Source organism: Agromyces sp. NDB4Y10, from assembly GCF_001620055.1.
In the GTDB taxonomy this organism is placed as follows: Bacteria; Actinomycetota; Actinomycetes; order Actinomycetales; family Microbacteriaceae; genus Agromyces; species Agromyces indicus.
In genome coordinates this window covers 184,469-197,709 of sequence record NZ_LQGY01000055.1, presented here as the reverse complement: position 1 = coordinate 197,709, position 13,241 = coordinate 184,469, and the positions used below count along the sequence as shown (strand labels likewise).

The following is a 13,241-nucleotide window of genomic DNA, read 5'->3' as shown; positions in this document are numbered from 1 at the left end:
CCCTTCGTTTCATCGTGTTCTCCCCACGCTCCACCCCTGCACCTCGGGTTGGCGCAGTGAGTGTGCCAAACGTATGCGGATGGATATGTCCGGCGGCATCCCCCGTGAGGGTGCCAAGTGCGGGGGCGTCAGCGACCCGTGGTGACCGTGCGAGCCCGGCTCGTGGCATCCGCTCGATCGCCGTCGCTGCGGCTCGCGGTCGCACCCGCGGGTCGCAGCGCGACGAGTGCACCGCGCACGAGGAAGACGCTCCACGCGGCGAGCCCGAGCAGCTTCGCGCCGTCCTCGACGAGCACCGACGCGACGGTCGCGGGTTCGGCGAGCACGTCGACGGTCGCGGAGGTGCCGAGGCCGAGCAGCGCGAGGATGAGCAGGCCGACGTCGAGGTGCCGCAGGATCGGGGTGCGGAAGCGCCACAGGTAGGCGGCGAAGCCGACGGCGTATGCGGCGGCGATGGCCTTCGGCATCCATGAGGCGAAGGTGGCGCCCTCGTGCAGCAGCAGCAGGTCGTCGAGCGCGACGACGAGGCTGGCGACGCCGCCCCATGCGAGGGCGCGGCGCAGCCGGTGGCGACGAGCGGATGCCGCGGCGGCCCCGATGAACGCGGCGCCGGCGCCGACCGCCGTCGCCAGGATGCCGAGGTTCGAGACGAGTCCGTGCGCGGTGTGCGTCGAGTCGCGCAGCACGGCGACGGCCTGGCTGTCGCGTACGAGGTCGGTCGGCGGCATCCACGGCTGGGTGACGACCGCGACCATGATGACGGCCACGGGTGCGACCGCGGCGGCGTACGCGAGCGGCGGGGTGCGGTCGGCGGCGCGCGCGGTCGCTCGCACGAGGCGGCGAACGGATGCCACGGGGCCGGCGGTGCGGCCGGGCGCGGGCGTGGGGCTCGTGGGCACGTCGGCTCCTCTCGTCGGGTCGAGCGGCGTGCGTCGGGCGAAGTGGGAGATCCGGCGGGTGGGGGCGCGCCGGAGCGAACGGCCAGTGTACCCACGCCCACCTGGGTGCGGAGGGGACGCCCGATCAGCCCGGCCTCACGCGGCGCGGCGGATCTGCTCCACGACGTCCTCGGCGGCGGACAGGGTCGCGACCTCGGTGACGCCGCCCAGCGGCGGGACCAGCGAGAGCACGACGAAGTGGTCGCCGACGGCCTCGACGTGCGCCAGCAGGCATCGGGCATCCCACAGCGGGAAGGACGGGTCGATCGCCCGCCACGAATCGGCCCCGGCCCGGTACAGCGCGATGCGGGATGCTCGCGCGGGGTCGTGCTGCGTCATGGGACCTCCAGCTTCATCGCGGACGGTGAGCCTCGACCCTACGAGGGCGGTTCGAGCGCGACGAGACGGTTGACATCCGGTGAAGCAGAAGTCACTCGTCGCGCATGCCGGAGGAGCCGAGCACCCGTTCGACGGTGAGCTCGAGCACGACGCGCTGGGGGTTGGGACGCGGCTCCCGGTAGCGGGCGGCGTACAGCTCGACCGCGACCGCGACGGCGTCCCGGTCGTCGAGGACGCGGACGGGGCCCTCGAAGCTGATCCACCGGGCGCCGTCGACCGTGTTGACGCTGGCGCGGCCGCTGCGTTCGGCGTTGAGGAACTTCTGCGACCCGCGGCTCCCGATCACCCGGACGATGCCGTCGAGGTAGGTGATGCCGACGGGCACCGAGTGGATTCGGCCGCGTCGGTCGAGCGTCGAGAGCGTCGCGAGGTGGCGTTCGGCGAGGAACTCGCGCGCGGCGTCGGTGATCACTCGTGGCACTCCATGGGGTCGCGGGCGGGGTCGGCCGCCGGTCTCCAGTGTGCCATCGGGCCGCGCAGGGTTCGCCGCTGCACCGCTCCGGGACCTTCGGCACTGGATTTCGGCATCCGCACCCGGGACGATCGAGGTCTGACGATCGGGACGAACGGGAGCGGATGACGACGACGAACGCAGGAGCACGGCCGGTGCGGGTGCTGTTCGGATACGACGCCTCGCGATCCGCGATGGATGCGGTCGACACCGCGGGACGACTCCTCCCGGGCGCGTCGGCCACCGTCCTCTTCCTGTGGGAGCCGCCGTTCGCCTCGGCCGAGCTTCGGCAGCGGCTTGCGAGCCGGGCTCAGAGCGTCGACCGGCTCATCGACCTCCTCGAGGACGAGGGGCGTGCGGAGGCCGAGCGGCTCGTCGCGCAGGGCGTCGTGCTCGCCCGCGCGGCCGGGTGGGACGCGGAGCCGAGGGTCGAGCGGAGCTTCAACGAGGGCTACCAGCTCGCCCGGATCGCCGAGCAGGACGCCTTCGACGTCATCGTCCTCGGGTCCCGGGGGATGGGCGGCGCGCAGGCACTGCTCGGCAGCACCTCCGACCTGGTCGTGCACGTCAGCCGCGTGCCGGTGCTCGTCGTCCCCGCCGCGCTCATGTCCGCCGAGCGGGCCGCCGCTGGATCCGGACCGATCCTCATCGCGTTCGACGGGTCGCCGGGCGCCGAGGCCGCCGCCGCGGCAGCGGAACGGCTGTTCCCCGGCCGCGAGCTCGAGCGAGTCACCACCGCACCCGAGGGTGAGGCGCACGCCGAGGGGGAGGCGACGCTCGTCCCGCTGCGCGGTCGCGCGGGCAGCGCGCGTGCCGTCGGCGGGACGCTCACCGAGTACGCCGCGGAGCGCGGAGCCGGCGCGATCGTCGTCGGCTCACGCGGCCGGTCGGCGAGCCGGGAACTGCTGCTCGGCAGCGTCGCGAAGGCGGTGCTCCACCACGCCCACCGCCCGGTGCTGGTCGTTCCGCACCCGCGGTCCGCCTGAGGGGGCTCCCGTCGAGGCGACACGGTTCGGAACGGACGTCCTAGTGGCCCGCCCCGAGCTTGCCGGCGAGGCGCCCGTGGAGGGTGGTGCTGGCCTCGTTCATGCCGACGATCACGGCGCGCTTGCCGTGGTGCTCGTACTTGTTGGTGATGGTGTCGAGTGCGGCGACGGTGGAGGCGTCCCAGACGTGCGAGTCGGACATGTCGATGACGACCCGCTCCGGATCGTCGGCGTACTCGAACTGGGTGGTGAGGTCGTTCGACGACGCGAAGAACAGCTCGCCCGTGACCGTGTAGTACGCCGTCGGGACCGGATCGTCCCGCTCGACCCGTCGTTCGACCGTCGCGAAGTGCGCGACGCGGCGGGCGAAGGCGATCATCGCGACGACGACGCCGGCGATGACGCCGACCGCCAGGTTGTGGGTGATCACCACGATCGCGACGGTGGTCACCATGACGGCGGTCTCCGACTTCGGCATCCGCTTGAGCGTCGACCAGCGGATGGAGTGCCAGTCGAAGGTCGCGACCGAGACCATGATCATCACGGCGACGAGCGCTGCCATCGGGATGATCGCGACGATATCGCCGAGCACCACGACCAGGATGAGCAAGAAGACGCCGGCGAGGAACGTCGAGATCCTGGTCCGCGCCCCGGAGGCCTTGACGTTGATCATCGTCTGCCCGATCATGGCGCAGCCGCCCATACCGCCGAAGAGGCCCGAGAGCACGTTCGCTGCGCCCTGACCGAGCGCCTCGCGGGTCTTGCGCGAGTGCGTGTCGGTGACCTCGTCGACCAGCTTGGCGGTCATGAGCGACTCGAGCAGGCCGACGAGAGCCATCGCGAGCGAGAACGGGGCGATGATCGTGAACGTCTCCCACGTGAGCGGCACGTTCGGGATGAACAGTTCCGGCAGGCTCTCCGGCAGTTCGCCCTCGTCTCCGACCGTCGGCACGGTGATCGCGCTCACCACGACGACGATGGTGATCAGCACGATCGCGACGAGTGGCGCCGGCACCACCTTCGTGAGCCGCGGCATGAGCACCATGATCCCGATGCCCGCCGCCACGAGCGGGTAGACCAGCCAGGGCACGCCGATCAGGTGGGGGATCTGCGCCGAGAAGATCAGGATCGCGAGCGCGTTGACGAAACCGATCATGACGCTGCGCGGAATGAACCGCATCAGCTTCGCGACGCCCAGCACGCCCATGCCCAGTTGGAAGACGCCGGCGAGGATCACCGTGGCGATGAAGTAGTCCATGCCGTAGTCGCGGGCCACCGGCGCGATGACGAGCGCCACGGCGCCGGTGGCAGCCGTGATCATCGCGGGCCGGCCGCCGAGGAACGCGATCGACACGGCCATCACGAAGGACGAGAACAGGCCGACCCGCGGATCGACGCCGGCGAGGATCGAGAACGAGATCGCCTCGGGGATGAGCGCGAGGGCGACGACGAGACCCGCGAGGACCTCGCGCGTCAGGATGCGGGGCGTGCGCAGCGCCGTGAGGACGGATGGCTCGGGCCGGTAGCGCGAAAGCGCATCGGCACGCCGAAGGATGGCCATGTCGGTCTCCTCGTGGGTGGGGCTCTCAGTGGGCCGGGATTACAGTCGTGGGAGCGCCCCGTCGCGCGAGCCGACAGCGTCGGCAAGGCCGGCGCACCGGCCGTGGACAAACCTACCCTAACGTGAGGGTAGGGTTCGAATCGAGGATGCAGTGAGTGGAACCGACCGCACGATGCACATCGGCGAGCTCGCCGAGCGGACCGGCCTGTCGCTGCGGACGATCCGGCACTACGACGAGATCGGGCTCCTCAAGCCGTCGGGCCGTACCGACGGGGGCTTCCGGCTGTACACGGAACCCGATCTCGAACGGCTTCTCCTGATCCGGCGGATGAAGCCCCTCGGCTTCACCCTCGACGACATGGCCGAGTTGCTGCGGATCATCGAGGCGCGCGCCACCGTGACCGCGGGCACCGAGGACGCCCGCGACGGCTTGCAGCGCTACCTCGCGGAGGCGCGCTCGCGGCGCCAGCGGCTGCAGGAGCAGTTGGCGATGGCCGACGAGTTCATCGAGCGGCTCACGCGGCTCGCCTGATCGGCCCTCGGGCTCGCATCACGACCGGGCGGTCTCGGCCGGCGGCGCCGGCAGCTCGAACAGTACGCGTGCGCCGCCCCCCGGACGGTTCTCGGCGCTCGCGTCGCCGCCGTGGGCGCGGGCGATGCCGCGGGTGATCGCGAGTCCGAGCCCGGCCCCGCCGGTGACGTCGAGGCGGTGCGGGGAGCGGGCGGTCGAGCCGCGCCAGCCGGCCTCGAACGCCGATGCCGTCTCGCCGTCGCCGAACCCAGGACCGTCGTCCTCCACGGTGACGCGCACGCGGTCGCCATCCGTGCGAACGCTCACGTCGACGTGCCCGCCGGCGGGCACGTGCTGGATCGCGTTGGCGAGCACATTGGCGACGGCGCGCGCGAGTTGGCCGGGGTCCGCATCGACCACGGCCGCGTCGGAGGCGGTGACCTCCAGGCGGATCCCGGCCGCGTCGGCGAGCGAGCGCAGGTCGGCGGCGGCGTCGCTCGCGAGGTCCGCGAGGGAGACGCGCTGCCGTCGGGGAGCGAGCGTCCCGGCGTCGATCTGGGAGACGGCGAAGAGATCGGACACGAGCGCGTCGACCCGGTCCACCTGGGCGGTGATGCGCGCGAGGTAGCGGTCGGGGTCGGCGGCGAGGCCGTCCTGCAGTGCCTCGGCCTGCGCGCGGATCCCGGCGAGCGGGACGCGCAGGTCGTGTGCGATACGGGTGACGAGCTCGCTCCGCGCGTGTTCCTGTCGGGTGATGGCGTCGCGCGCGGCCCGCAGCCGGGCGTCGGATGCCGCGAGCTGGTCGAGCACGTCGCGGAACTCGCGGACGGGCAGCGGGCGGTCCGTCACGGGCACGTCCCGGCCGAGGTCTTCAGCGACCGACCGGAGCTCCCGCGCCGAACGCGAGATGCGCGACCCGAGGATCATCGCCGTGATCACGGCGACCGTGCCGCTCGTGAGCGCGATCGCGATCGTCACGCGGGCGTCGTGCTCCGACAGGTACATCGCCTGGGCGGCGATGAGGACACCGCCGACGACCGCGGCCACCGCTGCGACCACGACCGTCACCAGGTGCACGACGATCGGCGCGCGGGCGATCGATCGCAGGACCAACCAGGCCGCTGCGCCGACGACCGCGGCGATCGCCGCCGACAGCGCGATCACGAGCAGGAGGTCGGAGGCCGTCACGACGCGTCCTCCGGCGGGTCGAACCGGTACCCGTAGCCCCACACGGTGACCAGCAGGCGCGGGTCGGCGGCATCCGTCTCGATCTTCTCGCGCAGCCGCCGGACGTGGACCGTCACCGTGGACAGGTCGCCGTGGCTCCATCCCCACACCCCGGCGAGGAGGTCCTCGCGAGAGAACACCGTGCCCGGTCGGCGCGCGAGGAACGTCAGCAGCTCGAACTCGCGCTGCGTCAGGCCCAGGCGGCGACCGCCGAGGTCGACCGTGCGCGCCCCGACGTCGATGCGGAGGGGTCCGCGCTCGATCACCGCCGACGGCGTGCCGGCCGTGACCGCGCCCACTGTCTCGACGGCGAGGGCGCGGCGGAGCACCGTCCGCACGCGGAGGGTGAGCTCCCGCGGCGAGAACGGCTTGGCGAGGTAGTCGTCCACGCCCGCCTCCAAGCCGGCGATGCGGTCGTCCTCGGCGCCGAGCGCGGTGAGCATGATGATCGGCACGGCCGACGATGCGCGGATGCGGCGGCACACCTCGATCCCGTCGAGCCCCGGCAGCATCCGGTCGAGCACGACGAGGTCGGGACGTTCGCGCTCGACGCGTTCGAGCGCCGTGAAGGCGTCGGCGGCCTCGGCGACGCGGAACCCCGCCTGTTCGAGGTAGCTGCGGCACACCTCGAGCACGGTCGGGTCGTCGTCGACGAGCAGCACGAGGCGCCCGTCGAGCAGCAGGTCCGCGTCAGCCGCCACCGATCACCTCCTCGAGGCGTGCGATCGGATCGTACAGCCCGGCGTCGAGGATCCACGTCTGCAGCTGCTTGTCGAAGCCGGTGACGACGATGACGCCGACGGCGATGAACACGACGCCGATCGCCCGGCGGAACCATCCGTCGGGGTTCGCGAGCCAGCCGAGGCGGCGCACGAGGCGGCGTCCGAGCAGGGCGATGAGCAGCAGCATCCCCGCGAGGCCGATCGCGTAGGCGACGACGTACGCCACCCCCTCGGCGAACGAGACGGGCAGCACGGCCGCGACGATGAGCGCGTACGTCGGGCTGCAGCTCGAGAATACGGGGCCGAGCGCGGCGCCGGTCAGGATGTCGCCGCCCACGCTCTGGCGGCGGACGGACCGGTCGAGCATCGCGCCGCTGCGCGCGCCGAGGCCGAGCGCGGTCGAGGCCCGGTCCCACAGCTGCGGGAACAGCAGGTCGACCCCGAGCAGGATCACGATGCCGCCGGAGACCACCTGCCAGACCTGCGGCGGCACCCCGAGCAGCGCGGTGGTCGCCTTGAGCAGCAGCGTGAAGGCGACGACGGATGCCGCGAGCGACCCCGCGATCACGTACGGCCGCCACCGCGCCCGGCGCGCGTCGCCGTCCTGCACGATCGCGCCCCCGACCACCACCGGCAGGAGGGGGAGCACGCACGGCGCCGCGACGGTGAGGACGCCCGCCGCGAGCGCGAGGGTGAGCGATGCGTTCATCGGCTCAGGGCATCGCCGCGGTGAGCGATTCCACCGACGGGTCGTCGTACAGGACGACGCTGGACACCTTCTCGCCGGCGTCGTCGAGGAACACGATCGTCGTCTGGAGGGTCACGCCGTACTTCTGGCGCAGGTCGGTGCGGGAGTCGTAGTCGACCTTGAAGACGGTGAGCCCCTCGGGTGCGCCCTGCGCCTTCAGGTCCTCGTCGAGCGCTCGGCACTTCGGGCACCAGCTCGCGTGGAAGAACAGCGCCTTCGGGCCCGCGGTCGCCTCGATCGCGCCGTCCTCGTAGTCGAGGTAGGCGCCGTCGGCCGGTGCAGCCCCGCCGTCGTCCATCGGCTCGGCGGATGCCTCGGGGGTCTCGGAGGCGTCGCCCATCGGCTCGGAGGTCATCGCGTCGGATCGCGGCGTGGCCGACGGGTCGGCGCTTGCGCCGGAGGCATCCGTCGTCGCGCACCCCGTGAGCGCGAGCGCGCCGGCGAGCAGCAGGACCCAGCCCCCGCGGACGACCCGACCGTGTGCTCGTGCGCGCATCATGACCCTCGTTCCGCGGGCGCCCTCGGCCCGCTCCGATCCACACGCTACGCGCGGGCGTCGGCCGGCGTCCCGGCCGGGCGATTACGAAACCCTGACGGATGCCGCGCCGCGGGACCGTCGACCCGGATACCAGCGTCGAGCCCGCGACCGCAACGCCCTTGCCGCGTTCCCGGCGAACTGATCCCGTGGACGCACCCGATCCCCGGAGGTGCGAGCACCATGTCCACAGGCAAGCCGAATGCTTCCGAGCGCGAGCGCGAGCACGGGTCCGAGCAGGACTCGAAGCACACCCTGAAGACGTACCTGCGATTCGCCGCGATGATCCTCACCTCGATGGTGGTGATGTACTTCGTGATGTTCGCCGGTTCATGGGAGTGGACGCACATCCGCTTCAGCCAGAGCCGCATCTTCATGGCGATCACCATGGGCGGCACCATGGGGTTGGTCATGCTGGCCTGGATGCTCGGCATGTACCGGAGCACGAAGGGGAACATCGCCGTGGTGGCGGTCAGCGTACTGCTCATCGGCGGCGGGATCGCCCTCGACCGCACCCAGGCCACCGTGAACGACACGTCGTTCATGCGCGCCATGATCCCCCATCACTCGCTCGCGATCACGCGCTCGGAGCGCTTCCGGAACGAGGACGTCCGCGTGTGCGAGCTCGCCGTCGCGATCAGCGAGGCGCAGCGCCGCGAGATCGACGAGATGGACTGGCTCATCCGCGACATCGAGGAGAACGGCATCGCGGCGACCGCGGAGGATGCCGAGGCTCGGGCGGTGCCCGACTTCACGCGCTCGGCCGACCGGGAGTGCCCCGCCCCCTGACGCGGGGCGGCGACGTACCGGACCCTGTTCTCCGGGCCGCCGCCTCGCTATCGTGAGCGCTGTGGGCCGGCATCCCGCACGGCCCGTGAGGGGGACGGGCATGGCAACGGGGGGAGCGTCGGGACCGAAGCCGGCGACCGAGCACACGAAGGCGGCCAACCAGGCGGCGCGAGACGGACTGCCGCTCGGCGATCGCCGCGATTACGAGGACGCGGCACGCGGCTTCATCGGCACGCTGGACGATCCGGTGATCCGCGCGGCCGACGGCAGGCCGGTGATGGACGTCTCGGCGCACGACTTCGTGGCCGAGTCGGACGAGGCGCCCGACACGGTGCACCCGAGCCTGTGGCGCCACGCCCAGGTGAACGGCCACCACGGCCTCTTCGAGGTCGTCGACGGCGTGTACCAGGTGCGCGGCCTCGACCTGGCGAACATCACGTTCGTCGAGGGCGACACCGGCGTGATCGTGATCGACCCGCTGTCGTTCGTCGAGACGGCGGCCGCGGCGCTCCAGCTCTACCGCCGCCACCGAGGCGATCGACCCGTCTCGGCGATGATCTACACGCACAGCCACCCCGACCACTACGGCGGCTCGCGCGCCGTCGTCGAGGGAGCCCGCGACATCCCGGTCATCGCACCCGACCACATGCTCGCCGAGGCGGCGGCCGAGAACGTGTACGCCGGCACGGCGATGACGCGGCGCGCCATCTACATGTACGGTCCGATGCTGCAGCCCGGGCCGCAGGGGCACGTCGACGCCGGCCTCGCGAACGCGCTCGCGAACGGCGGCGGCTCGACGCTCGTGCCGCCGACCGACCTCATCACGCGCACGGGCGAGACGCGCACCGTCGACGGCGTCGAGATGGTCTTCCAGATGGCGCCGGGCACGGAGGCGCCCGCCGAGTTCCTGGTCCACTTCCCGCAGCGGCGTCTGCTGTGCGCCGCGGAGGACGTGAACCACCTGATGCACAACCTGTACACGCTGCGCGGGGCGCAGGTGCGCGACGCGGCGACGTGGTGGAAGACGCTGAACGAGACCATCCGGCTGTTCGGCGACGACACCGACGTGATCGTGGCGCAGCACGGCTGGCCGCGGTGGGGCACCGGCGACGTCCGGGAGTACCTCCGCGACCAGCGGGACCTGTACAAGTTCATCCATGACGAGACCCTGCGGCTCGCGAACCTCGGCGGCACCATGACCGAGATCGCCGAGCAGCTTCGGCTGCCCGCGAGCCTCGACCGCCAGTGGTACAGCCACGGCTACTACGGGTCGCTGAACCACAACGCCAAGGCCGTGTACCAGCGGTACCTCGGATGGTACGACTCGCATCCCGCGCACCTGCACGTCCTGCCGCCGACCGAATCCGGCCGACGCTACGTCGAGTTCATGGGCGGGGCGGACGCCGTCGTCGAGCGGGCCCGGGCGTCGTTCGACGAGGGCGACTACCGCTGGGTCGCCGAGGTGCTCACGCACGTCGTGTTCGCCGACCCGGGGAACCGGGCGGCCGCCGAGCTCCAGGCCGACGCGCTCGAGCAGCTCGGCTACCAGGCCGAGAACGCGACGTGGCGCAACGAGTACCTGATGGCCGCGGTCGAGCTCCGGAACGGCGTGCGCGACCTCGGAAGCATCCAGCTCGCCACACCCGACGTGTTCGCTGCGATGACGACCGAGATGATCCTCGACTTCGCGGGCATCAAGCTGAACGCCGAGCGGACCGGCGACCTCACCGCCACCGTCGTGTGGACCGTCGAGGACACCGCCGACGGGCCGGTGGACTACCTGCTCGAGGTGCGCAACGGCGTGCTCGTCTACACGGCCGGTGCGCGGCATCCCGAACCGGATGCCACGGCGAAGTCGTCGAAGGGCGCGCTCGCCGAGGCGCTCTTCGGCGGTCGGCCGCTCGACGAGCTCGTCGCGGCATCCGACATCGCCATCGAGGGCGACGCCGACCTGGTGGCGCGGATCTTCGGCCTGCTCGACGACTTCCCGCTGTGGTTCGAGATCATCCGGCCGTGAGGCAGCGGCCGTTCGCCGGCCTGACGCGACGAAACCTCGGCACCGAGCTGGTGGCGGGGGTGACCCTGCTCGCCATCGCGGTGCCGCTGAACATCGGCTACGCGCAGATCGCGGGCCTGCCGCCGACCGCGGGGCTGTACGCGTTGATCGTGCCGACGATCCTCTACGCGCTCGTGGTGTCGTCGCGTCAGGTCGTGGCGTCGCCGGATGCCGCGGCCGCCGCCCTGGTCGCCTCGTCGATCGGCGGGCTCGCGGTCGCCGGATCGGCCGACTACGCCGCGCTCGCCATGGCGCAGGCGATCATCAGCGGCATCCTGTTCGTGCTGCTGGCCGTGTTCAAGCTCGGATTCCTCGCCAACTTCCTGTCGAAGCCGATCCTCGTGGGGTTCGTGGGCGGACTCGCGCTCGACATCCTGCTCAGCCAGGTGGCGAAGATGCTCGGGGTCGGCATCGACTCGGGGGCCGAGTTCCCTGAGAAGCTCGTGCAGCTGGTGACGCAGCTCGGCACGACGAACGGATGGTCGGTGCTCATCTCGGCCGTCGCCGTCGCGGTGCTGCTCGTCGGGCGGCGCCTCGCGCGTGCGGTGCCGTGGGCGCTCATCGTGCTCGTCGCCGCGACCGTCGCGGTCGTCGTCGGAGGCCTCGAGGAGCGCGGCGTGGCGGTGCTCGGCGAGGTGCCGGCCGGGCCGCCGGCGCTCACGTGGCCGATCCTCGACTGGGCGACGTGGCTCGCGCTGGTGCCCTCGGCGATCGCGCTCACGCTCGTGACGACGGCGGAGGGGCTGCTCGTGTCGCGGTCGTACGCCGAGAAGCGGCGCTACCCGTTCCGCGCGAACCGCGACCTGCTGGCGTTCGGTGTGGCCAACGTGGCAGCGGGCGCGCAGGGCAGCTTCGCCATCGGCGCGTCGACCTCCCGCACGGCCGCCGTCGACCAGGCCGGCGCTCGGACGCAGCTGCCGTCCGTCGTCGTCGCGGTCGGCACGCTGCTGCTCCTGCTGTTCGGCACGGCCTTGCTCGCCGACATCCCGTCGCCGGCGATCGGGGCCGTCGTGGCCGTCGCGATCCTCCCGCTGCTCGGCATCGGCGAGTTCCGCGACCTCTGGCGGCGCGACCGCTTCGAGTTCGTCATCGGGGCGGCGTGCTTCCTCGTGACCCTGCTCGTCGGCCCGATCGCCGGGATCCTCGTGGCGGTGGTGCTCGCGCTCGTCAACCTCGCCAAGCGCGCGGCGAACCCCGCCATCGACGTGCTCGAGTCGGGCGGCGAACCGACCGACTCGCTGCTCGACGCGGCACCCCGCGGTGCGGTGACCGCGCCCGGCGTCATCGTCGTCCGCCTCGCGGCGCCGCTCTTCTTCGCGAACGGCGGCGTCTTCGCCGACGCGGTGAAGCGCGCGGTCGACGCGGCCGACGCGACCGGGAACGGCCCGGTACGGCATGTCGTGATCGACCTCGAAGCGGTGACCGACGTGGACGTGACCGGCGCCGAGAGCTTCCAAGCGCTCCTCGAATGGCTCGAGCGCCGCGAGATCGGCGTCGCGCTCAGCCGCGTCCGCCCCGGCATCCGCCAGCGTCTCGCCGCGCTCGGTGTGCCCGGCCCGCCGGACGTCTACGAGACCAATCGCGCGGCGATCGCCGCGCTCGCATCGACCCGCACGGAGGACGGAACGTGAACCAGGTCATCGGCGACATCCTGCCGCTCGCGCTCGGCGTGGCCATCAGCCCCATCCCGATCATCGCGGCGATCCTGATGCTGCTCTCGCCGCGCGCGCGGGGCACGAGCCTCGGGTTCCTGGCGGGCTGGGTGGTCGGGATCGCCGTCGCGGTGACGGTGTTCACGCTGCTCGCGTCGGTGATCCCCGAACAGGATCCGGAGGCGTCGACGCCCGTCGCCGGCACCATCAAGATCCTGCTGGGCCTCCTGCTGCTGTTCCTCGCGCTGCGGCAATGGCAGGGGCGCCCGAAGCCGGGCGAGACGGCGGCCCTGCCGAAGTGGATGGAGGCCATCGGCGAGATGACCGCCGCACGCGCCTTCCTGCTGGCGTTCGCGCTCGCGGCGATCAACCCGAAGAACCTCATCATGGCGGCCGGCGCCGGGGTCCTCATCGGCAGCGCGGGCGAGGGCGTCGGCGGGTCGACCATCGCGATCGCGGTCTTCACCGTGCTCGCGGCGAGCTCGGTGGCGATCCCGGTGGTCGCCTACCTGCTCGCGTCCGAGCGGATGTCGGCTCCGCTGGAGTCGCTCCGTCGGTGGCTCGTCGACCACAACGCCGCGGTGATGGCGGTGCTGCTGCTCGTGATCGGCGTCGTGATGATCGGAAAGGGGATCGGCAGCTTCTGACTGGTGCCGCGGCCGGGCG

The 13,241-nt window shown here is 72.1% G+C and carries 14 protein-coding genes; 6 read left to right on the top strand and 8 right to left on the bottom strand.

Translation table 11 applies throughout. The features are described 5' to 3' along the window. Positions 1 to 128 precede the first annotated feature (128 nt). From AVP42_RS13245 to AVP42_RS13235, 3 genes are all read right to left on the bottom strand, one after another. Positions 129 to 899 (bottom strand): hypothetical protein, encoded by a 771-nt coding sequence (locus AVP42_RS13245; RefSeq protein WP_067949757.1) that lies wholly within the window; start codon positions 897 to 899, stop codon positions 129 to 131. A 135-nt stretch (positions 900 to 1,034) separates the two neighbouring features. After that, complete coding sequence (locus AVP42_RS13240; RefSeq protein WP_067949752.1) at positions 1,035 to 1,277, bottom strand: hypothetical protein; 243 nt, start codon at positions 1,275 to 1,277, stop codon at positions 1,035 to 1,037. A 91-nt stretch (positions 1,278 to 1,368) separates the two neighbouring features. Then, positions 1,369 to 1,749, bottom strand: coding sequence for a TIGR03618 family F420-dependent PPOX class oxidoreductase (locus AVP42_RS13235; RefSeq protein ID WP_082847264.1), 381 nt, complete (start codon positions 1,747 to 1,749; stop codon positions 1,369 to 1,371). 164 nt (positions 1,750 to 1,913) lie between these two features. On the opposite strand from AVP42_RS13235, the gene AVP42_RS13230 reads away from it, so the two are divergent. Next, positions 1,914 to 2,774: a universal stress protein gene (locus tag AVP42_RS13230; protein WP_082847263.1), complete on the top strand. Its 861-nt coding sequence runs from the start codon at positions 1,914 to 1,916 to the stop codon at positions 2,772 to 2,774. Positions 2,775 to 2,814: 40 nt separating this feature from the next. On the opposite strand, the gene AVP42_RS13225 is transcribed toward AVP42_RS13230, so the two are convergent. Further along, positions 2,815 to 4,335: a SulP family inorganic anion transporter gene (locus AVP42_RS13225; protein WP_067949749.1), complete on the bottom strand. Its 1,521-nt coding sequence runs from the start codon at positions 4,333 to 4,335 to the stop codon at positions 2,815 to 2,817. 172 nt (positions 4,336 to 4,507) lie between these two features. Between AVP42_RS13225 and AVP42_RS13220 the strand changes: the two genes are divergently transcribed. Beyond that, complete coding sequence (locus tag AVP42_RS13220) at positions 4,508 to 4,867, top strand: MerR family transcriptional regulator (protein WP_067949747.1); 360 nt, start codon at positions 4,508 to 4,510, stop codon at positions 4,865 to 4,867. Positions 4,868 to 4,885: 18 nt separating this feature from the next. Here AVP42_RS13220 and AVP42_RS13215 read toward each other — a convergent pair whose 3' ends face one another. The 4 genes from AVP42_RS13215 to AVP42_RS13200 are packed head-to-tail and all read right to left on the bottom strand — an operon-like array spanning position 4,886 to position 8,039. Then, positions 4,886 to 6,034, bottom strand: coding sequence for a sensor histidine kinase KdpD (locus AVP42_RS13215; protein WP_067949745.1), 1,149 nt, complete (start codon positions 6,032 to 6,034; stop codon positions 4,886 to 4,888). Continuing rightward, positions 6,031 to 6,774: a response regulator transcription factor gene (locus AVP42_RS13210; RefSeq protein WP_067949744.1), complete on the bottom strand. Its 744-nt coding sequence runs from the start codon at positions 6,772 to 6,774 to the stop codon at positions 6,031 to 6,033. Before AVP42_RS13210 ends, AVP42_RS13215 begins: the two co-directional genes overlap by 4 nt. Further along, positions 6,764 to 7,504, bottom strand: a complete 741-nt coding sequence (locus AVP42_RS13205; RefSeq protein WP_067949742.1) for a cytochrome c biogenesis CcdA family protein — start codon at positions 7,502 to 7,504, stop codon at positions 6,764 to 6,766. Before AVP42_RS13205 ends, AVP42_RS13210 begins: the two co-directional genes overlap by 11 nt. A 4-nt stretch (positions 7,505 to 7,508) precedes the next feature. After that, positions 7,509 to 8,039, bottom strand: coding sequence for a thioredoxin family protein (locus AVP42_RS13200; protein WP_197467024.1), 531 nt, complete (start codon positions 8,037 to 8,039; stop codon positions 7,509 to 7,511). 222 nt (positions 8,040 to 8,261) lie between these two features. Between AVP42_RS13200 and AVP42_RS13195 the strand changes: the two genes are divergently transcribed. The 4 genes from AVP42_RS13195 to AVP42_RS13180 all read left to right on the top strand — a co-directional run bounded on the left by AVP42_RS13195 (position 8,262) and on the right by AVP42_RS13180 (position 13,222). Then, positions 8,262 to 8,867 carry a DUF305 domain-containing protein gene (locus tag AVP42_RS13195; RefSeq protein WP_082847262.1) on the top strand — a complete coding sequence of 202 codons (606 nt, stop codon included), beginning with the start codon at positions 8,262 to 8,264 and terminating at the stop codon, positions 8,865 to 8,867. A 100-nt stretch (positions 8,868 to 8,967) separates the two neighbouring features. After that, positions 8,968 to 10,884 (top strand): alkyl/aryl-sulfatase, encoded by a 1,917-nt coding sequence (locus tag AVP42_RS13190; protein WP_067949738.1) that lies wholly within the window; start codon positions 8,968 to 8,970, stop codon positions 10,882 to 10,884. Then, positions 10,881 to 12,554 (top strand): SulP family inorganic anion transporter, encoded by a 1,674-nt coding sequence (locus AVP42_RS13185; protein ID WP_067949736.1) that lies wholly within the window; start codon positions 10,881 to 10,883, stop codon positions 12,552 to 12,554. The genes AVP42_RS13190 and AVP42_RS13185 overlap by 4 nt, the downstream gene beginning before the upstream one ends. Then, positions 12,551 to 13,222: a GAP family protein gene (locus AVP42_RS13180; RefSeq protein ID WP_067949734.1), complete on the top strand. Its 672-nt coding sequence runs from the start codon at positions 12,551 to 12,553 to the stop codon at positions 13,220 to 13,222. The genes AVP42_RS13185 and AVP42_RS13180 overlap by 4 nt, the downstream gene beginning before the upstream one ends. Positions 13,223 to 13,241: the final 19 nt, after the last annotated feature.